Origin of the sequence: Isoptericola sp. NPDC057391, assembly GCF_042668085.1 — a bacterium.
Taxonomy (GTDB): Bacteria; Actinomycetota; Actinomycetes; order Actinomycetales; family Cellulomonadaceae; genus Isoptericola.
Genome location: NZ_JBHVBO010000015.1, coordinates 1 through 18,972 on the forward strand (window position 1 = coordinate 1; position 18,972 = coordinate 18,972).

The window sequence follows — 18,972 nt, forward strand, 5'->3', positions numbered from 1 at the left end:
GTGCTGACTTGATCCTCAATCGGCGGGTTTGAGGATCAAGTCAGCACGCTCGATGACGGCCCCCGCTCAGTCGAGCCACTCCTGCGCGGCGGCGACCAGGGTGGCGACCCCCAGGTCGAGGGTCGGCTCGGGCGTCGGGGCGAAGAACGGCGAGTGGTTGGACGCGACGCCCTCGGGGAGCCGGCCGGCCGCCAGGTCGACGCCGGCGAACCGGGCGGGGTCGAAGCCGCCGAGGAACCAGTACACGAGGGGCGCACCGGCGTCGGTGGCGAGCTCGCCGACGTCCTCCGACGCCGGCATCGGCGGCAGGGTGAGCACCGCGGGGCGGCCGCCGACCGACTCGACGAGGCCCCGCCGCCCCTCCAGCGCGGCGGCCAGCACCGGGCGGGTGCGCTCGACCGCGTCCGGGTCGTTGACCAGCGCCGCGAAGGTGGTGATCGTCTCGACCTCGGGAGCGTCGACGGCGCCCGAGGCGGCGGCCTCGGCCGCGACGATGCGCCGGATCGCGCCCAGCACCCGCTCGCGCACCGGCTCCGTGAAGGTCCGCACGTTGACGAGCAGCTCGGCGCGGTCCGGGATGATGTTGGCTTGCGTCCCGGCGCGGACCGCGCCCACCGTCACGACCGCCGAGTCGCCCGCCGCGACCTCGCGGGACACGATGCCCTGCAGCCGCTGCACCGTGGCCGCGGCCATGAGGACCGGGTCCACGGTGGTCTCCGGCATCGACCCGTGCCCGCCGCGGCCGTGCAGCGTGATCCGCAGCGAGTCGGTCGCCGACATCGCCACCCCCGGCGTCACGCTGACGACGCCGGCGGGCGTGGGCATGACGTGCTGGCCGAGCACCACGTCGGGCGCGCCGCCGACCGTCGCGTACAGGCCGTCGTCGAGCATGGCCCGCGCGCCGTTGCCGAGCTCCTCAGCCGGCTGGAAGACGAGGAGGAGCGTGCCCGACCACACGTCCCGGCGCGCGGCGAGCTCGGCCGCGGCGCCGAGCAGGCAGGTGACGTGCACGTCGTGGCCGCAGGCGTGCATGACGCCCGCCTCCTGGCCGTCGGCGGTCGTCGTGACCTGCGTCGACGCGTACGGCAGCCCGGTCTGCTCGGTGACCGGCAGGCCGTCCATGTCCGCGCGCAGCAGCACGCGCGGCCCCGCGCCGTTCGCCAGGACCCCGGCGACGCCGGTCCCGCCGATGCCCTCGTGCACCTCGTAGCCCCAGCCGCGGAGCCGGTCGGCCACGATCCCGGCCGTGCGATGCTCGGCGAACCCGAGCTCCGGGTGGGCGTGCAGGTCGGTGTAGATCGCCGTCAGCTCGGCCGTCGTCAGCGCGCTCATGGCGTCATCGTGCCCGCTGTGTGCAAGATCTCCACGACGCCATAAGGGAATGTTCAGTTCGGCAGTGCAGAATCGTGGGCATGACGTCAGCGACGACGAGCACCACGAAGGGCAAGACGACGACCCGTCTCGCCGCAGCCAGCCTCCTCGCGCTCGCGATGATGCTCGGCGCGTGTTCCGCCCCCGCCGACGTCGAACAGTTCATCGCCGACGCGCAGAGCCAGGCCGAGGCCATCGAGGACGACCTGCAGCGCATCGAGGAGCAGGTGACCGGCATCCCCGACGAGCTCCGCACCGACGTCACGAACGCCATGGCCTCCGCCCAGGCCGCGACCGACGAGGCGCGCGACGCGCTCGCGCGGGCCGAGCAGTCCCAGGACGGCGCGGTGGTCGCGCTCGAGGACGCCCAGGTGGCGCTCGAGGCGGCGTCCGCCGAGGTGAAGCACGTGACCGACGAGGCCCGCCAGAACGGCTCCGACCAGGTCGCCGACCTGCTGTCCACGCTGCAGGAGCAGATCGACGCCCTGCGCGGGGAGACGGAGAGCGCCGCCGCCTGACGCGGCGGCGCCCTCGGGCACGACGGAGGGGCCCGCTACGCGGGCTCGCCGAGCCGCAGCATCACCTTGCTGGAGCCGGTCGACCGGTCGGCGGCGACGGCGAGCGCCTTCTCGGCGTCGTCGACGCCGAAGACGTGCGAGACGACGGGCGAGACGTCGAGCCCCGCGGCCATCGCCTCGATCGCGTCGGCGATCTCGTCGACGAAGCGGTAGGAGCCCACCCAGGTGATCTCCCGGGTGACGAGGTCGCCGAGCACGGCCGTGACCTCGCCGCCGGGCAGGTTGCCGACCTGCACGAGCGTGCCGCCCCGCGCGGTCGCGCGCAGCACGCCCGCGAGGGCGCCCGGCGCGCCGGACGCCTCGATCACCACCTCGACGTCCTCGGGGAGCGTGTCGCCCTCGGAGAGCACGCGGGCGTCGTCCGCCCCCATGCGGGAGGCGACGGCCGCCGACGCCGGGGCGACGTCAGCCGCGACGATCCGCGCCGCTCCGGCGCGGCGGGCCGCCGCCACGGCGAGCGCGCCGATCGGGCCGCACCCGTTGACGAGCACCTGCCGGCCGTGCAGGTCGCCGGCGCGCGCGACGGCGTGCATGGCGACGGCGAGCGGCTCGGCGAGCGCCCCGTGCTGGGTGCTCACGCCGCCGGGCAGGGGACGCAGCTGGTCGGCCCGCACCACGACCCGCTCGGCGAACCCGCCGTCGGTGTGCGGGTCGAAGGCCGCCGAGCCGAGGTACCGGACCTGGGCGTGCAGGTTGGTGCGGCCCGCGAGGCGGGCCGGCAGCGGCTCGGCGCCGACCGGCGTCGCGGGATGCACCGCGGCGCGCAGGCCGACGTCGACTCCGTCGACGCCGGGCCCCGTCGCGACGACGTGCCCCGCGATCTCGTGCCCGAGCACCAGCGGGGCGCGCAGGACGGCCGTCCCGGAGGCGCCGTGCCGCCAGTAGGCGAGGTCGGAGCCGCAGACGCCGCCCCACTCGACGGCGAGCAGCACCTCGCCCGGACCGGGCACGGGGTCGGGGCGGTCGTCCACGCGGACGTCGCCGGCGCCGTGCACCACGACGGCCCTCATACCGCGTCCTCCAGCCGCACGAGGTCGCGCCCGCGCACCTCGGGCGCGATCCGGGCCGCCACCAGCGTGATGAGCGAGTACGCGACGAGCATCGCCGCGATCGGCCACCAGTGGCCGGTGAGCGCGGTGAGGCTGGCCGCGACGACCGGGCCGATCGCCGTGGCGAGGATGCCGCCGAGCTCCTTGGCGAGGGCGAGCTGCGTGAAGCGGGTGCGGGCGCCGAACAGCTCCGCCATCGTGACGCTCTCGAGCGAGAACAGGCTCAGCACGGCGACGTTCAGCAGCAGCGCCACGGCGACGACGACGAGCACCGGGTTCCCGGTGGTGACGAGCAGCATGCCCGGCACGGCGACCAGCACGGACAGGACCGTCATCGCCGTGTACACCGGGCGGCGGCCGTAGCGGTCGCCGAGCAGGCCGACCACGGGGATGGTCACGAAGCCGACGAGCGAGCCGATGGCGATGGCCGTGGTGCCCACCGACTCGTCCACCAGCACGGTGGTCGCGATGTAGCCCACGAGGAAGGTCTGGACGAGGCCGGAGTTCCCGGCCTGCCCGAAGCGCAGGGCGAGGGCCAGGAAGAAGGCCTTGCCCTTGCGCTGGTGCAGCGCGGCCTCGAGGGTGCTGCGCTCCCCCTCCGAGCCGGCGGAGCGGTCGGCGGCCGCGAGCTCGTCACGGGAGAGGGCCACGCCGTCGACGACGTCGGACCGCTGCTCGAACACCGGGCTCTCCTTGAGGCGGCGGCGCAGCCACACGGCGAAGATCATGAGCACGAAGCTCAGCAGGAACGGGAGGCGCCAGCCCCAGGACAGGAGCTGCTCCTCGCTCAGCACGGCCAGCAGCAGCGCCCACAGGGCGGAGGCGGCGAGCGTGCCCGAGTTGGTGCCGAGGCAGACGAGGGACGCGATGAGGCCGCGCTTCCGCGCCGGCGCGTACTCCGCGAGCATCACGGTCGCCCCCGCGATCTCCGCGCCCGCCCCGAAGCCCTGGATCATCCGCAGCGCGACGAGCAGGATCGGGGCCCAGATGCCGATGACGGCGTGGGTGGGCAGGGCGCCGATGAGGGTGGTCGAGACGCCCATGAGCGTGATGGTGATGACGAGCACCCGCTTGGCGCCGATGCGGTCGCCCATCCGGCCGAAGTAGATCGCGCCGGCGAGCCGCGCCACGTATCCGACGCCGTACGTGCCCATCGCGGCGATGAGCCCGATGGCGGGGCTGACGTCCGGGAAGAAGATCCGGTTGAACACGATCGCGGCGGCGAGCGAGTAGAGCTGGAAGTCCATGAACTCCATCGCCGTGCCGAGCCATCCGGAGACGGCGGCGCGGGTGAGGTCCTTGGTGGACCGCTGCCCCGGAGGGCTGGTGGTGGACTCGTGCGTCACGGTCTGCTCCTTCGCGTCGCCGACCGTCATGGTCGACCGTCGTGGCCGGCGGCTGCGCCGGCAGGGTGCGGGCACCCACTTTCATGGCAGTACTGGTATACAAGTACTGGAACCTCAGGTTGTCAACCAACTGTCAGCCGGCTGCCGAACCCCACGGTCGGCGCGGGGAGGTCGATTAGAGTGACGGCCATGAGCCTTCCGGGCGGTCGCCGCACCGCACGCCGTGCGGTCCACGAGACGCTGCGCCAGAAGGTGGTCACGCTGGAGCTGCCCCCGGGCTCGGCGCTCTCCGAGAACGAGCTCGCGGCGAGCCTCGGCGTCAGCCGCACCCCGGTGCGCGAGAGCCTCCTCCTGCTGTCCGAGGAGGGCTTCGTCCAGGTGTTCCCGCAGGTGGGCTCGTTCGTCTCGCGCGTCGACCCGCAGCGCGTCGCCGACGCCCAGTTCGTCCGCGAGGCGGTGGAGCTCGCCTCGCTCGCCGCCGTCCCCGACCCCCCGGACGCCGACGGTGTCGCTGCCCTGCGCGAGAACCTCGAGCAGCAGCACCGGTCGGGCATCGACGTGGAGGAGTTCTTCCGCCTCGACGAGGAGTTCCACCGCGGGCTGCTGGGGCTCTCCGGGCACGCCCGCGCGTGGGGCACGGTGGCGTCCGCGAAGGCGCACCTCGACCGGGCCCGTCGCCTCGGCCTCAACGAGACCCCGCCGGACGCGTTCGTCTCCCAGCACCAGCAGATCCTCGACGCGCTCGTCGCGGGCGACCGCACGACCGCGCACGACGTCCTGCGCTCGCACCTGCGCGCCGTCTTCGACGACATCGAGCAGGTGCGGGCCCGCTCCCCCGAGCTCTTCGCGTCCGACGCCGGTTCGGTCCCGGTGCGCCGCAGCGTCGCCGTCTGGACCTGACCTCGGAGCCTGACCTCGGGGCCTGACCTCAGGACCCGGGCCGGGTCAGTCCGGGTCGCTCGGGTCGATCGGCAGGTGGTGGTCGAGGTTCACCGTGCCGCGCCGCCAGTACCCGGAGACGTGCACCTGCTCGGCGGGCAGCCCCAGCTCCCGGCGGAGGTGGCGGCGCACGGGCACCAGGTCGTCGGCCTCGCCGAGCCCGACGAACAGCTCGTCGGGCTCCAGCCCGCCGAGCGAGCGCACCGCCTCGGCGAGCTGCCCGGGCCCATCGGTGCGGTAGAGGACCTCGACGGTCGCGCCGTCCAGCTCGTCCTCGACGTACACCTCGTCGACGTCGTCGCCGATCTCGACGATCGCCGTCACCGGGACGTCCGCCCCGACGGCGGCCACCCAGCGGGCGAGGGCCGGCAGGCCGGTCTCGTCGCCGGCCAGGGTCAGCCGGCCGATACCGTCCGGCACCCCCACGCTTCCGCGCGGGCCGGCGAGCACGACCTCGTCGCCCTCGGCGGCCCGCGACGCCCACGCGGAGGCCGGGCCCTCGTCGCCGTGCAGCACCCAGTCGACGTCGAGCTCGGCCACGCCGTCCACCGTGCGGGTGGCCCGCACCGTGTAGTCGCGCGAGATGGACACGACGCCGGTCGGGCGCTGCAGCCCGCCGTCCGCGGCGAGGGTGGGAGCGTGCAGCTCGCCGGTCGCGGGGTCGGGCAGGAAGACCTTGACGTGGTCCTCCGGCCCGGGCGCGCGCAGCGCCGCGAGCGACGTCGCGGCGGCAGGGTCCGCGCCGTCGACGTCGCGGAACGTGGTGCGGCGCACCGTGCCGGTGAGCTCGGTGACGGCGTGCACGCGCACGCGGCGGGGGACCAGGTCGAAACGGGTGCGGGGTCGCGAGAACACGCCTCGATTCCACCATGGCGATCCGTTCGGCACGGAGCAGATCTGTTCGGCACCCTCCCCTGCCGAACAGATCCACCGCCTGCCGAAGTGACGGCCGAAAGGCTCAGCCGAAGAAGACCCGCAGGTCGGCGACGACGTCGTCGGGCACCTCCAGGGCGGCGTAGTGGCCTCCGCGCGGGAACTCCGACCAGTGCTCGATGCGCGCGTTGTCGCGCTCGGCGAGGGCGCGGATGGTCTGGAAGTCGTCCTTGAAGACGGCGACGCCGATCCGGCCGGTGCTCACGACTGGCTCGGCGCCGGAGCGCTGCTCCGCGTAGTGGTACCGCGCGGCCGTCGCGTACGTGTTGGTCAGCCAGTACAGCGTGGCCTGCGCCAGCACCTGCTCCGGGCGGACGAGCGACGTCCCGTTGCCGAAGCTCTCGAAGAGCTCGTGGTACGCCAGCGTCGCGACGGGCGAGTCGGCCAGGCCGGCCGCCATCGTCTGGGGCCGCGACGCGTTCATGACGTTGTACGCCCCGACGGACCGGAACCACTGCAGGTGCCCGAGGGCAGCGAGCTCCTTCTCGCCGAACCCGTCCAGCTCCCCCTCCGCGCCGGACGGGAACGAGAACAGCTGCAGCACGTGGGCGCCGAGGAAGCCCTCGGGGTCGAGTACCGCCAGCTCGCGCGACACCATCGCCCCGCCGTCGCTGCCGTGGATGCCGTACGCGTCGTAGCCGAGGCCCCGCATAAGCGCGTCGTAGGCGCGCGCGACCCGCGCCATCGTCCATTCCCCGACCAGCGGCGTCGAGAACCCGAAGCCGGGCATGGAGGGCACGACGACGTCGAACGCGTCCCCGGCGCGCCCGCCGTGGGCGACGGGGTCGACGAGCGGGTCGATCATGTCGAGGAAGTCGAGCACCGAGCCGGGGTAGGTGTGGGCGAGCAGCAGCGGCGTGGCGTCCGGGTGCGGCGAGCGCACGTGCAGGAAGTGCAGCGGCTGCCCGTCGATCTCGGTGGTGAACTGCGGGTAGGCGTTGAGCCGGGCCTCGACGGCGCGCCAGTCGAAGCCCTTCCAGCGCTCGACCATGTCGCGCAGGTACGACTCCGGGGTGCCGTACTCCCACGAGTCGCCCGGGGCGGCCGGCGCGAAGCGGGTGCGCTCGAGGCGCTGCTGCAGGTCGTCCAGGTCGGCCTGCGGGACGGAGGCGGTGAAGGGGCTGAGCTCGAGGCGGGTCGTGGCGTTCATGGCGTTCTCCCGAGGTGGTGAGCCGGGCCCGTGCCCCAGCTCCTGAACCCCACGGTAGGAACGGTTCAGGAACGGTTCGTTCCTCTATTCTGAACAGGTTCCGACGAGTTCTCGGCACGTCCCCGGCGACCCTCCGGAGGTCTCGATGGGCTCCACGTCCGCGCGGCTGCTCGCCCTGCTCGGCCTGCTCCAGGCCCGCCCCGACTGGTCCGGCGCCGAGCTCGCCGAGCGCCTCGACGTCACCGACCGCACGGTGCGCAACGACGTCGCGCGGCTGCGCGAGCTGGGCTACCCCGTCCACGCCGCGCGCGGCCCCGGCGGGCGCTACCGGCTGGGCGCGGGCGCGCGGCTGCCCCCGCTGCTGCTCGACGACGGCGAGGCGGTCGCCGTCGCCGTCGGGCTGCGCGCCGCGACCGGCACCGCGGGCTTCGAGGAGTCCGGGCAGTCCGCGCTCACCAAGCTGGAGCAGGTGCTGCCCGACCGCCTGCGGCGCCGGGTCTCGGCGCTGCGCACCGCCTCGACGGCCGGGCCGGCGAACACCGGCCCGTACACCGACGAGCCCGAGGTGGACCCGGAGGAGCTCACCGCCCTGGCCGCCGCCATCCGCGACCACCAGGGCCTGCGCTGCGACTACCAGGGCGAGCCGCTGGAGCTCGAGCCGCACCACCTGGTCGCGTGGCAGCACCGGTGGTTCCTCGTGGCGCGCGACCCGGCCACCGGCACCTGGGCGCCGTACCGCGTCGACTGGCTGCGCCTGCGCACCCCCGGCGGGCGGCGGTTCACCCCCGCGGAGTTCCCGGGCGACCTCACCACGTTCGTCGTGCAGGAGGTCGCGCGCACCGGATGGGCGTTCCACGCGCGCGTCGTGGTCGACGCGCCGGCGCAGGAGGTCCTGGCGCGGATCAACCCCGCGGTCGGCACGGTCCAGCCCCTGCCCGACGGGCGGTCCGTGCTGGTCACGGGCGGCGACAGCGCCGAGGTCGTCGCGGTCTGGATCGGCCTGCTCGGCCTCGACTTCCACGTCACCGAGCCGCCCGAGCTCGTCGAGCACCTGCGCGTGCTGGCGGCGCGCTACGCCCGCGCCGTCCCGGGCTGACGACGTGCTCGACCTGCGACCCGCGCTGCGTCAGACTGTGCCGGTGAGCGATCCGTACCCGCCCGGCCAGCCGTACCAGGAGCCGAGCCCGCAGCAGCCCCAGCCCGGCTACGGCGACCAGGCGTACCCCGGCCAGGCATACCCCGACCAGGCGCCACCGCAGCAGGGCTACCCGGCCGCGCCGGGCCAGTACACGCAGGGCCAGTACCCCCAGGCGCCGTACCCGGCGTATCCCGCCTACGCCCCGGAGCCGCCCGGCAAGACGATGGGCATCGTCGGCTTCGTGCTGGCGTTCGTCATCGCGCCCGCCGGCATCGTGGTGTCCGCGATGGCGCTGTCGGAGTCGAAGAAGGCCGGCTACGACAACGTGCTCGGCAAGTGGGGGCTGTGGCTGTCGATCGTCTTCACGTCGCTCGCGGTGCTCTACGTCGTGTTCATCCTGCTCTTCATGGCGGGCACGTTCTTCACGGTGTTCTCCACCACGTCGTCCTTCGACAGCATGGGCATGTCGGTCTGACGACCTACGTCAGCACCCGCACCGGCCCCCCCCGCCGCCCACGCGGCGACGTCCTCGACGGCCTGGCCGTAGAAGGTCCGGTACGTCGCCTCGGTGACGTAGCCGAGGTGCGGCGTGAGGACGGTGCGCGGCGCGGAGCGCAGCGGGTGGTCGGCGGGCAGCGGCTCGACGTCGTACACGTCGATCCCGGCCCCGCCGAGCCTGCCGTCGTGCAGCGCGGCGAGCAGGGCGCCCGTGTCGACGAGCGGGCCGCGCGAGGTGTTGACGAGCACGGCGCCGGGCTTCATGCGCGCCAGGTCGTCGGCGCCCACGATGCCGCGGCTGCGGTCGCTCAGCTTGTAGTGCACGGTGACGACGTCCGACGTCGCGAACAGCTCGTCCTTCGCGACGGCGCGCACCCCGGCCTCCGCGGCCGTCGCCGGGTCGAGCCGCTGGCTCCAGGCGACGACGTCCATCCCGAACGCCTGCCCGACCCGCGCCACGCGCGTGCCGAGGCGCCCGAGCCCGACGATCCCCAGCCGCCGGCCCTCCAGGTCGCCGCCGACGGTGTGCTGCCACCCGCCGTCGCGCATCGCGCGGTCCTCGGCGGGCACGTGCCGCAGGACGGCGAGGATCAGCGCCCAGGTGAGCTCCGGCGTCGCGTTCGTCGGGGACTCCGTGCCGCACACGACCACGCCGCGCTCCCGCGCCGCGTCGAGGTCGATCGCCGCGTTCTGCCGCCCCGTGGTCACCAGCAACCGCAGGTCGGGCAGCCGCGCCAGCCGTGCCGCGGTGAACGGCGTCCGCTCCCGCATCGCGACGACGACGTCGTACCCCGCGAGCGCCGCGGCCACCGCGTCGTCGTCGGGCAGCGGACGGTCGAGGAAGTCGACCTCCGCGCCCAGGCTCGCCCAGTCGGCGAAACGGTGGGCGACACGCTGGTAGTCGTCCAGGACGGCGACGCGCACGGTGACCTCCTCGTTCTGCCCGGCTCTCGGACGGGGCCGACGCTACCCGGAAACGGCTGCGGGCTCGCGGCCGCGCGTGGCTAGTCTCGCCCGATGACGGACGACCGCGCCGACGACCTCGTGACCAGGCTGGCCGACCTGTATCGCCGCACGACCATGGTCGGTTGGGACTTCACCGTCCTCAACGGCGCGACGACGTCAGACGAGCTGCCCTGGGACTTCGAGGCGGACTGCCTCGCCGCGATGCGGCGCGCGTTGCACGGCACGGTCGTGGATCTGGGAACGGGCGGGGGCGAGCGACTGTCCACGCTGCTGGACCAGTTGCCGGCCAGGTCCGGAGCGACGGTGGTCGCGACGGAGGGCTGGGCGCCGAACGAGCCGGTCGCGCGGGAGCGGCTCGCGCCGTACGGAGTGCCGGTGCTGGCGTACGACGCCGAGGCCGGCCCCCGGATGCCGTTCGCCGACGGCTCGGTCGACGTCCTCATGGCGCGACACGAGGCGTACGACGCCGTCGAGGTGGCGCGCGTCCTAGCCCCTGGCGGCGTCTTCCTCACCCAGCAGGTGGACGGGCGTGACGCATTCGAGCTGCGCGACGGGTTCGGTGCGGAGTCGCTCTACCCGCACGTCCGGCTCGACCGTGCGCGCCCGGACCTGGAGCGGGCGGGGCTGACCGTCGACGTCGCTGACGAGTGGCGGGGGCGGCTCCGCTTCGCCGACGTCGAGGCGGTGGTCACCTATCTCGCCCTCACACCGTGGACGGTGCCCGGGTTCGACGTCGCGACACACGCCGAGCGGCTCGTGGCGCTGCACCGCTCCGGGCCGGTCGACGTCACGCAGGCCCGTTTCCGCTGCACCGCCCGCAAGCCCTGACCGACGGCACGCCGGCTCAGGCCGGCTGCGCCACGGCCAGGTAGGCCTGCCCCACCATCTCGAGCCGGCGCGCGCACGTGTTGTCATGTGCCCCGGTCGGCCGGCCCCGTCACCCGTCGACGGGCTCCGGCCGGTGCACCCCGCGCGGGCGGTAGCCGAGCTCGTCGGACAGGCCCGCGAGGTCGGCCAGCAGCCACACGATCGCGAGCCACATCTCCGTGCCCTGGAGGCCCGGCGTCGTCGCGGGGGTGCCGGCGGTGGACGGGTGTGCGGCCTGGAAGGCGAGGCCCTCGCCGTCCGACCAGCGGCGCAGCGCCTGCCCGAGGAGGTCCCTGGCCAGCTCGACGACCTCGTCGCCGCGGTGGCCGGCGCCGCGGGTGAGCCACAGGGGGTGGGCGACGTCGAGCACGTTGCACGCGTTCTGCCGCTCCGGCCGGAAGAACCGCGGGTCGCGGGCGTGCTCCAGCACCGTGTCGACGACCCGCTCGGGGTAGGGCACCGGCAGCCCGAGCTGCGCGAACGTGCCCCGCGACGCCCGGTAGTAGCCGTTGACGACCTGCAGCAGGCCGTCGGCCCCGCCCGGCGTGCCCCACATACCCGTGCGCGGGTCCGCGTGCGTCAGCAGCCACCCGAGCAGGGCCTCCTGCGCCCCCGGCGACCCGGCGACGCCGGCCCGGCGGTTCCAGTGCATCGCCGTGCCGAGGATGTCGACCCAGTGACCGGCCGACCAGGCGCCCGCGTGCCAGTCCTGCCGCTCGAGGCCGTCGATCACGTCGCGCGGGGTCGCCTCCGCGACGACGGCGACCGGGTGCGGGAACGCGCTGCCGAGGAGGTCGAGCGCGTACCCGACGGACAGGACGTGGTAGCCGGCGGCGGGGTCGAACAGGCCCGGTCGGGGTGGCGCGGGCGCGAGGTCGGCCCCGAGCTCGCCGACCATGCCAGTGGCCGGGTCCTGCCACGACCGCAGCCGGGCGACCTGCTCGTGAGCCGGCAGCTGCGGCGGCGCCCCGGCGAGCAGCAGGTCCGCGATCGCGACGGCGTCGCACTGTGCCCGGACGGTCGGGGCCTTGCCGGGGGCGTCGACGAACAGCCCGGACGCCGGGTCCCAGCACCGGTCGAGCAGCGCCCGCGCCTGCTCGCGGGCCACGTCGCCGAAGTCCCGCACCTGCAGCGCGAGTCCGGTGCCGGCCCGGCCGCCGGCCGGCGGCACCCGCCAGCGGATCAGCCGCGCGGGGTTGCCGCCCACCACCGCGCCCGCGGGCACGTCCTTGGTGACGACGGCGCCCGCGGCCAGCACCGCCTTGTCCCCCACCGTGACGCCGTCGAGCACGACGACGTGCGAGCCGATCCACACGTCGTCGCCGACCGTGATCCCCGCGGACGTCAGCGGCTGGCGGTGCACCTCCGTCTCCGGGTCCATCGAGTGGTTGAAGCCCAGCACGGACGTGTGCGAGCCGATCCGGACGGCGTCGCCGAGCCGCACGTCGCCGCGCACCACCGTGTACGGGTTGAGGCTGCAGTCGCGGCCCGCGCGCATGCTGCCGCTGACGTAGGCGCCGGCGGCGACGTAGGTGCGGTCGCCGAGCTCGAGGACCTCGTTCGTCACGGACGCCTGCTCGGACACGAAGCACCGCTCGCCGAGGACGTACCCCCGCTCGCGGCCCAGCCCGGCCTGCAGGGCGAGCTGACGCTCCCGCTGCCCGTCGTCCGCGTCGGCCCAGAACCGCCAGGGCGTGAAGTCGAGCGCGGCCCGATCGAGCTCGGCCGTCACCGGTTCCTGCGTGTGCGTTCGCACGGTCATCTCGACCCCTTCGTTCGTCGACGGACGTGCACGAGTGTCGGACGGAGGCGGGCTCCGACCGTCGGCGTCCGCTAGAAATGAACACACTCGAACAGCCAGTTCCGACCGCGCCCGAGGAGGCACCCTTGGCATCCCCGCCGTTCGGCACTGCGCGGCGCGAGCACATCCTGCGGGAGCTGCGCACGCACGGGACGGTGGCGGTGGGCGCGCTCGCCGCCCAGCTCGGCGTGTCCGCGATGACGGTGCGCCGCGACGTCAACGCGCTGGCCGCGAAGGGGCTGCTCGTCCGCGTGCACGGCGGCGCCGCGCTGCCCGAGCCGTCCGCGGGCGTCGCCCCGGCCCTCGCGCCCGAGCCGACCGCCCGGGGCTCCCGGCTGACCGTCGGCCTCGTCGTCCCGCAGCTCGACTACTACTTCCCCCGGGTGGTGGCCGGGGCCCGGGCGTCCGCCGCCCGCGCCGGCGTGCGGCTCGTCATCCGCACCACGGCCTACGACCCCGAGGAGGACCTCCAGCAGTGCCGGCGGCTCGCCGAGGCGGGGGTGGACGGTCTCGTCGTGACGCCCACCCTGGACGGGTCGCGGGCCGGCGAGCTCCTGGCCTGGCTGGACCGGCTGCGCACGCCGGTGCTGCTCGCGGACCGGCGGCCTCCGGAGATCAGTCCCTTCAAGAGCCTGGAGTGGGTGGTGTCCGACCACGCGTCCGGCGCGGCGACCGCGGTGTGGCACCTGCACGCGCAGGGCCACCGCCGCATCGGGCTGCTGTCGATCGCGGGCACGACGACGTCGCGCGCCCTCGGCCGAGGGTGGCGCGACGCGCTGCGCGCCCTGGGGATCGACCCGGAGGAGCAGGTCGTGGGGCACAGCGACGGCTTCGACCGGCCGGGCCGGGCAGAGCTGCTGGAATCGACCCTGGACGCCATCCATCGCACGGGCACCACGGCCCTGCTGCTGCACTCCGACCCGTTCGCGCTGACCTTCGCGCAGTACTGCCAGGACCACGGCGTCCGGGTGCCCGACGACCTCGCGATCGTCGCGTACGACGACGAGGTCGCCGAGCTGGGCGACCCGCCGCTCACCGCCGTCCGGCCCCCGACGTACGACGTGGGGCGGCTCGCCGTGGAGACGATGGTCGCCCGCCTCACGGAGGGCGACCGCCGCCCGACGCACCGCCTGCTGCTCGACCCGACCCTCACCGTCCGCGCGTCGAGCGTGCGCCCCCGGCGCTGACCGCCGTCGCTTTCGCATACGCTCCCGCAACATGGCGGCGTGTGGTCTGTGCTCATGACCGCCGCTGTCCCCGTCCCCGCACCGCGTTCCAGGCCTCTCCTGCCCCTCCTGTTCGCGGCATACCTCGCCCTGGTCGTCTGGACCGTCCTGTGGAAGCTCGACGTCCCCCGGGTCGGCGACGCGGGCGAGCGCGTCGTCAAGCTCGTGCCGTTCGCGGCCACCGCCCACGCGGGCCCGAGCGACCCCGTCGAGCTCGTGCTGAACCTGGCGATCTTCCTGCCCTTCGGCGTCTACCTCGGGCTCCTCGCGCCGAGGTGGCCGTGGTGGCGGGTCGCAGGGACGCTCGCGGGCGCCAGCGCGTTCCTCGAGGTCGCGCAGTACGTGCTGGCCGTCGGGAACTCGGACGTCACCGACGTCGTCGTCAACACCGCGGGCGGCCTCGCCGGGCTGGGCGTCGTCGTCCTCGCGCGCCGCGCGCTGCGGGCCCGGACGGCCACGGTCGTGACGCGGTGGTGCGCCGCCGGGACCGTGCTCGCCCTGCTCGCGGCGGGACTCTTCGTCGCCTCGCCCGTGCGGCTCACCGGACCGCCTCCGGGCGACGTCGTGGTGGGTTGTGAGGACGGCGCGACGGGCGGGCGCGAATCACCTTGCCGAGGTTGAGAGAATGGGACGTCGTGAGCACCGAGCCCAGCCCCGCACCGCAGTCGTCGTCGGACGACGGCGGTGCGCGTCGTCCCCAGGACCGGGGGCACGGCCGGGGTCGCGGGCGGGGCCGAGGGCGCGGTCGCGGGCAGGGCCGCGGCCCCCGGCAGGCGGGCCCGCGCCGCGTCAGCCGCGAGCAGCTGGAGAAGGCCGCGGCGCTGCGCGCCGCCGTCGAGGTGCCGCCGATCGTCTACCCCGAGCAGCTGCCGGTCTCGGCGCGCCGGGAGGACATCGCCGCCGCGATCCGCGACCACCAGGTCGTCGTCGTCGCGGGCGAGACGGGCTCCGGCAAGACGACGCAGCTGCCGAAGATCCTGCTGGAGCTCGGGCGCGGCCGGAAGGGCCAGATCGGGCACACGCAGCCGCGGCGGATCGCGGCGCGCAGCGTCGCCGAGCGCGTCGCGGAGGAGCTCGGCACCGAGCTGGGCGGCGTCGTCGGGTACCAGGTGCGGTTCACCGACACCTCCAGCGAGGAGACCCTCGTCAAGGTGATGACGGACGGCATCCTGCTGGCGCAGATCCAGCGGGACCCGGACCTGCTCGCCTACGACACGATCGTCATCGACGAGGCGCACGAGCGGTCGCTCAACATCGACTTCCTGCTCGGCTACCTCTCCCGCCTGCTGCCGCGCCGGCCGGACCTCAAGCTCGTCATCACGTCCGCGACGATCGACTCGGAACGGTTCGCGGCGCACTTCTCGCCGTCGCACCTCGCCGAGATCGGCGGCGCGCCGCCCGCGGTGATCGACGTGCTGCCCGACCACGCGCCCGTCGTCGAGGTCTCCGGCCGCACGTACCCGGTCGAGATCCGCTGGCGCCCGCTGTCCCCCGACAGCGACCCCGACGCTCCCGCCAAGAAGAAGGGCGAGGAGAAGGACCTGGTCACGGGCATCGTCGAGGCCTGCGACGAGCTGATGCGCGAGGGCCCGGGCGACATCCTCGTGTTCCTGTCGGGCGAGCGGGAGATCCACGACGCCGCGGACGCGCTGGAGGGGCACCTCAAGGACCGCGTGCGGGACGCCAAGCGCCCCGACCACGTCGAGATCCTGCCGCTGTACTCGCGGCTGTCCGCGGCGGAGCAGCACCGCGTGTTCCAGTCCCACCCGGGCCGGCGCATCGTGCTGTCGACGAACGTCGCGGAGACGTCGCTGACGGTGCCGGGCATCCACTACGTGGTCGACCCGGGCACGGCGCGCATCTCGCGCTACTCCAAGGCGACCAAGGTGCAGCGGCTGCCGATCGAGCCGATCAGCCAGGCGTCGGCCAACCAGCGCTCCGGGCGGTCCGGGCGTGTGGCCGACGGTGTCGCGATCCGCCTCTACTCGCAGGACGACTTCGAGGGCCGGCCCGAGTTCACCGAGCCGGAGATCCTGCGCACCTCGCTCGCGTCCGTGCTGCTGCAGATGATCTCCGTCGGCGTCGTCACGACGCCCGACGACGTGGCGAAGTTCCCGTTCGTCGAGCCCCCGGACACGCGGGCCGTGCGCGACGGCGTGCAGCTGCTGACCGAGCTGGGCGCGCTGGAGACGAAGGACGGCGCGACCCGCCTCACCGATGTCGGCCGCACGCTCGCGCAGCTCCCGATGGACCCGCGCCTGGCGCGCATGATCATCGAGGGCTCGAAGCGCGGTGTCGCGCGCGAGGTCGCGATCGTCGCGGCGCTGCTGTCCATCCAGGACCCGCGCGAACGGCCCGCCGAGTCCCGCGCGCAGGCCGACCAGCTGCACGCCCGGTTCACCGACCAGTCGTCCGACTTCCTCACCGCCCTGAACCTGTGGGAGTACGTGCGCGGCCAGCAGCACGAGATGGGCTCCTCCGCGTTCCGCCGGATGTGCAAGGCCGAGTACCTCAACTTCCTGCGCATCCGCGAGTGGCAGGACGTCGTCGCGCAGCTGCGCGAGATGGCCAAGCCGCTCGGCATCGACATGTCGTTCAAGCCCCGGACGCCGTCGTCGGTCGAGCCGGTCGAGGCCGAGCCCGACTACCGCCTCACCTGGGACGACGACACCATCCACCGCTCGCTGCTGGCCGGGCTGCTCAGCCAGATCGGCATGCAGGACACGGGCGAGATCAAGGCGTCGTCGGTGGCGCACCTGCGCGGCGAGGCCCGCGCCCGCGCGCTGCGGCAGGCCGCCAGGCGTGCCCGCAACGAGTACGTCGGTGCCCGCGGCGCGCGGTTCGCGATCTTCCCCGGTTCGCCGCTGAGCAAGAAGCCGCCGGAGTGGATCATGGCCGGCGAGCTCGTCGAGACGTCCCGCCTGTGGGCGCGCGACGTCGCCCGCATCAAGCCCGAGTGGGCCGAGGAGCTCGCGGGCCCGCTCGCCAAGCACACGTACTCCGACCCGCACTGGTCCACCAAGCAGGGCGCGGCCATGGCCACGGAGAAGGTGCTGCTGTACGGCGTGCCGATCGTCGCCGACCGCCCCGTGCTCTACGCCAAGGTCGACCCGGAGGCGGCGCGCGAGATGTTCGTGCGGCACGCCCTCGTCGAGGGGCAGTGGACCACGCACCACAAGTTCTTCGCCGAGAACCGGCGCCTGCTCGCCGAGGCGGAGGAGCTCGAGGCGCGCTCGCGGCAGCGCGGGCTCGTCGCCTCCGAGGACGACCTGTTCGCCTTCTACGACGAGCGGGTGCCCGACGACGTCGTCAGCGCCGCCCACTTCGACCGGTGGTGGAAGCGGGCGCAGCGCGAGACGCCGGACCTGCTGACGTTCACGCTCGACCAGCTCGTGGACGCCGACGCCGTGGACACCTCCGAGTTCCCGGAGACCTGGACGCAGGGCGAGGTCACGCTGCCCCTGACGTACCAGTTCCAGCCCGGCGCGGCCGCCGACGGCGTCACCGTGCACATCCCGCTGTCGATCCTCAACCGGGTGGCCCCGGAGGGCTTCGACTGGATGGTGCCCGGCCTGCTCGACGAGCTGTGCGTGGCCACCATCAAGTCCCTGCCCAAGGCCGTGCGCGTGCAGCTCGTGCCCGCGCCCGACGTCGGCCGCGCCGTCGCCGGCTGGCTGCGCGAGAACACGCCGTCGTGGGAGGACATGACCCGGGCCGGCGACATGGCGGAGCCGTTCCACGTCCCGTTCTCGCGCGCCGTCCGCGCCTTGCGCGACGTCGTCATCCCCGACGACGTGTGGGACGCCGAGCGCGTCGAGCGGCTGCCCGCGCACCTGCGCATGACGTTCCGGGTCGAGGACGCCGCCCCCGCGCCCGCCCAGGGAGCGAGGAAGGGCAAGGGGCGCAAGGGCAAGGGGCGGCGCCCCGCCCCGGCGCCGCTCGACGAGTCCAAGGACCTGCTGTCGCTCCAGAAGCGGCTCGCGGCGCAGGCCGAGGCGGCCGTCCGCGCGGCCGTCAAGGGCGCCGTCGGGCTGGCGCTCGAGGAGGCGCGGCGGCAGGCCGGCGCGCCGGCCCCCGCGGAGGCCGCGCCGACGCCGGGCAAGCCTGCGCCCCGCTCCCCCGCGCCGTCCGCGACCGGCGGCGCCAGCGGCGTCGTCCCGGAGCAGACGGGCCTGACGACCTGGCCTGAGGGCCTGCCCGACGGCGCGCTCCCGGAGAGCGTGTCGACCGACCTGGGCGGCGGAGTCGTCGTGCGCGGGTACCCCGCGCTCGTCGAGGAGGAGGACGCGAAGCGCCAGCCGGCGGTCGCGCTGCGGGTGCTCGCCGACGCGTCCGGCCGCGACGCCGCGCACGCGCGCGGGGTACGCCGCCTGCTGCTGACGGAGACGGCGCTGCAGACGGGCCGCATCACGTCGCGGTGGACGTCGAAGCAGTCGCTGACGCTCGCGGCCGCGCCGTACCGGAACACCGAGGCCCTGGTGGCCGACCTGCAGCTCGCCGCCATCATCGCCCTGACCAGCCCCGACGCCGAGAAGGCTTCGGGCACCCCGACCGGCGGACCAATCGCTGTACAGATCCGGGACGTCCAGTCGTACACGACGGCGCGGGAGTTCGTCCGCCGGCACCTGGAGGACGAGGTGCACCGGATCGTCGGGCACGTCGTCGCCGCGCTCGCCGCGTGGCGGACGGTCGAGGGCGAGGTGCGGGCGTCGTCGTCGCTGGCGCTGCTGGGCACGCTGCAGGACATCCGCGACCACGTCGCGGGCCTCGTCCACGACGGGTTCGTGTCCGCGACGCCGCCGCGGCGCGTGCCGCACCTGGTGCGCTACCTGCGCGCGGCGTCGTACCGGCTGGAGAAGGCGCAGACCAACCCGGCGCGCGACGCCGAGCTCGCCTGGCGCGTGCACGACGTCACCGAGGCCTACGACAAGGCGCGCGCCCAGTACGCCGCCGGGCCCGCCGACCCGGCGCGGGCGGCGGAGCTGGCCGACGTGCGCTGGCTGATCGAGGAGCTGCGCGTCTCGCTGTTCGCGCAGCAGCTCGGCACCGACGGCGCCGTCAGCGAGAAGCGCATCCGCAAGGTGCTCAGCCCGAACGGCTGGTGACCCGG

15 protein-coding genes are annotated in these 18,972 nt (G+C 74.5%); 8 read left to right on the forward strand and 7 right to left on the reverse strand.

What is annotated here, in order from left to right; genetic code table 11:
* Positions 1-66 precede the first annotated feature (66 nt).
* Complete coding sequence (locus ACFUVW_RS03880; RefSeq protein WP_430570036.1) at positions 67-1,332, reverse strand: amidohydrolase; 1,266 nt, start codon at positions 1,330-1,332, stop codon at positions 67-69.
* Between the two features lie 80 nt (positions 1,333-1,412).
* Here ACFUVW_RS03880 and ACFUVW_RS03885 point away from each other — a divergent pair, with 80 nt between their 5' ends.
* On the forward strand, positions 1,413-1,889 hold the full coding sequence (locus ACFUVW_RS03885; protein ID WP_430570037.1) for a hypothetical protein: 477 nt from the start codon (positions 1,413-1,415) through the stop codon (positions 1,887-1,889).
* A gap of 35 nt (positions 1,890-1,924) precedes the next feature.
* Here ACFUVW_RS03885 and ACFUVW_RS03890 read toward each other — a convergent pair whose 3' ends face one another.
* Together ACFUVW_RS03890 and ACFUVW_RS03895 are read right to left on the reverse strand one after the other, a co-directional pair.
* Entirely contained in the window at positions 1,925-2,959 is a 1,035-nt protein-coding gene (locus ACFUVW_RS03890) for an L-idonate 5-dehydrogenase (protein ID WP_430570038.1), read from the reverse strand.
* The gene (locus ACFUVW_RS03895) at positions 2,956-4,374 is read right to left on the reverse strand and encodes an MFS transporter (protein ID WP_430570039.1); all 1,419 of its coding nucleotides are present in this window, start codon (positions 4,372-4,374) and stop codon (positions 2,956-2,958) included. The genes ACFUVW_RS03890 and ACFUVW_RS03895 overlap by 4 nt, the downstream gene beginning before the upstream one ends.
* 159 nt (positions 4,375-4,533) lie before the next feature.
* Between ACFUVW_RS03895 and ACFUVW_RS03900 the strand changes: the two genes are divergently transcribed.
* Positions 4,534-5,244 (forward strand): GntR family transcriptional regulator, encoded by a 711-nt coding sequence (locus ACFUVW_RS03900; protein WP_430570040.1) that lies wholly within the window; start codon positions 4,534-4,536, stop codon positions 5,242-5,244.
* Between the two features lie 45 nt (positions 5,245-5,289).
* On the opposite strand, the gene ACFUVW_RS03905 is transcribed toward ACFUVW_RS03900, so the two are convergent.
* Both ACFUVW_RS03905 and ACFUVW_RS03910 read right to left on the reverse strand, forming a co-directional pair.
* Complete coding sequence (locus ACFUVW_RS03905; protein WP_430570041.1) at positions 5,290-6,138, reverse strand: siderophore-interacting protein; 849 nt, start codon at positions 6,136-6,138, stop codon at positions 5,290-5,292.
* A gap of 103 nt (positions 6,139-6,241) precedes the next feature.
* Positions 6,242-7,366 carry an epoxide hydrolase family protein gene (locus ACFUVW_RS03910; protein WP_430570042.1) on the reverse strand — a complete coding sequence of 375 codons (1,125 nt, stop codon included), beginning with the start codon at positions 7,364-7,366 and terminating at the stop codon, positions 6,242-6,244.
* 145 nt (positions 7,367-7,511) lie between these two features.
* Here ACFUVW_RS03910 and ACFUVW_RS03915 point away from each other — a divergent pair, with 145 nt between their 5' ends.
* Together ACFUVW_RS03915 and ACFUVW_RS03920 are read left to right on the forward strand one after the other, a co-directional pair.
* Positions 7,512-8,462: a helix-turn-helix transcriptional regulator gene (locus ACFUVW_RS03915; RefSeq protein ID WP_430570043.1), complete on the forward strand. Its 951-nt coding sequence runs from the start codon at positions 7,512-7,514 to the stop codon at positions 8,460-8,462.
* A gap of 43 nt (positions 8,463-8,505) precedes the next feature.
* On the forward strand, positions 8,506-8,979 hold the full coding sequence (locus ACFUVW_RS03920) for a hypothetical protein (RefSeq protein ID WP_430570044.1): 474 nt from the start codon (positions 8,506-8,508) through the stop codon (positions 8,977-8,979).
* On the opposite strand, the gene ACFUVW_RS03925 is transcribed toward ACFUVW_RS03920, so the two are convergent.
* The gene (locus ACFUVW_RS03925; RefSeq protein WP_430570045.1) at positions 8,886-9,926 is read right to left on the reverse strand and encodes a D-2-hydroxyacid dehydrogenase family protein; all 1,041 of its coding nucleotides are present in this window, start codon (positions 9,924-9,926) and stop codon (positions 8,886-8,888) included. The two genes, ACFUVW_RS03920 and ACFUVW_RS03925, sit on opposite strands and share 94 nt — an antisense overlap.
* 93 nt (positions 9,927-10,019) lie before the next feature.
* On the opposite strand from ACFUVW_RS03925, the gene ACFUVW_RS03930 reads away from it, so the two are divergent.
* Positions 10,020-10,796 (forward strand): class I SAM-dependent methyltransferase, encoded by a 777-nt coding sequence (locus ACFUVW_RS03930; RefSeq protein ID WP_430570046.1) that lies wholly within the window; start codon positions 10,020-10,022, stop codon positions 10,794-10,796.
* Between the two features lie 109 nt (positions 10,797-10,905).
* Here ACFUVW_RS03930 and ACFUVW_RS03935 read toward each other — a convergent pair whose 3' ends face one another.
* Positions 10,906-12,597, reverse strand: a complete 1,692-nt coding sequence (locus ACFUVW_RS03935; protein ID WP_430570047.1) for an acyltransferase — start codon at positions 12,595-12,597, stop codon at positions 10,906-10,908.
* Between the two features lie 125 nt (positions 12,598-12,722).
* On the opposite strand from ACFUVW_RS03935, the gene ACFUVW_RS03940 reads away from it, so the two are divergent.
* From ACFUVW_RS03940 to hrpA, 3 genes are read left to right on the forward strand one after another with little or no spacing between them, the layout of a single operon-like run.
* Entirely contained in the window at positions 12,723-13,823 is a 1,101-nt protein-coding gene (locus ACFUVW_RS03940; RefSeq protein WP_430570048.1) for a substrate-binding domain-containing protein, read from the forward strand.
* 54 nt (positions 13,824-13,877) lie between these two features.
* On the forward strand, positions 13,878-14,483 hold the full coding sequence (locus ACFUVW_RS03945; RefSeq protein ID WP_430570049.1) for a VanZ family protein: 606 nt from the start codon (positions 13,878-13,880) through the stop codon (positions 14,481-14,483).
* 14 nt (positions 14,484-14,497) lie between these two features.
* Positions 14,498-18,967: an ATP-dependent RNA helicase HrpA gene (gene hrpA / locus ACFUVW_RS03950; RefSeq protein WP_430570050.1), complete on the forward strand. Its 4,470-nt coding sequence runs from the start codon at positions 14,498-14,500 to the stop codon at positions 18,965-18,967.
* The last annotated feature ends 5 nt before the right edge of the window (positions 18,968-18,972 follow it).

What these genes read in the sequence shown, in the direction of transcription:
- ACFUVW_RS03900 (WP_430570040.1), top strand. Translation starts at nt 4,534, where the DNA reads ATGAGCCTTCCGGGCGGTCGCCGCACCGCACGCCGTGCGGTCCACGAG.
- ACFUVW_RS03885 (WP_430570037.1), top strand. Translation starts at nt 1,413, where the DNA reads ATGACGTCAGCGACGACGAGCACCACGAAGGGCAAGACGACGACCCGT.
- ACFUVW_RS03880 (WP_430570036.1), bottom strand. Translation starts at nt 1,332, where the DNA reads ATGAGCGCGCTGACGACGGCCGAGCTGACGGCGATCTACACCGACCTG.
- ACFUVW_RS03935 (WP_430570047.1), bottom strand. Translation starts at nt 12,597, where the DNA reads ATGACCGTGCGAACGCACACGCAGGAACCGGTGACGGCCGAGCTCGAT.
- ACFUVW_RS03895 (WP_430570039.1), bottom strand. Translation starts at nt 4,374, where the DNA reads ATGACGGTCGGCGACGCGAAGGAGCAGACCGTGACGCACGAGTCCACC.
- ACFUVW_RS03890 (WP_430570038.1), bottom strand. Translation starts at nt 2,959, where the DNA reads ATGAGGGCCGTCGTGGTGCACGGCGCCGGCGACGTCCGCGTGGACGAC.
- ACFUVW_RS03910 (WP_430570042.1), bottom strand. Translation starts at nt 7,366, where the DNA reads ATGAACGCCACGACCCGCCTCGAGCTCAGCCCCTTCACCGCCTCCGTC.
- ACFUVW_RS03930 (WP_430570046.1), top strand. Translation starts at nt 10,020, where the DNA reads ATGACGGACGACCGCGCCGACGACCTCGTGACCAGGCTGGCCGACCTG.
- ACFUVW_RS03915 (WP_430570043.1), top strand. Translation starts at nt 7,512, where the DNA reads ATGGGCTCCACGTCCGCGCGGCTGCTCGCCCTGCTCGGCCTGCTCCAG.
- ACFUVW_RS03945 (WP_430570049.1), top strand. Translation starts at nt 13,878, where the DNA reads ATGACCGCCGCTGTCCCCGTCCCCGCACCGCGTTCCAGGCCTCTCCTG.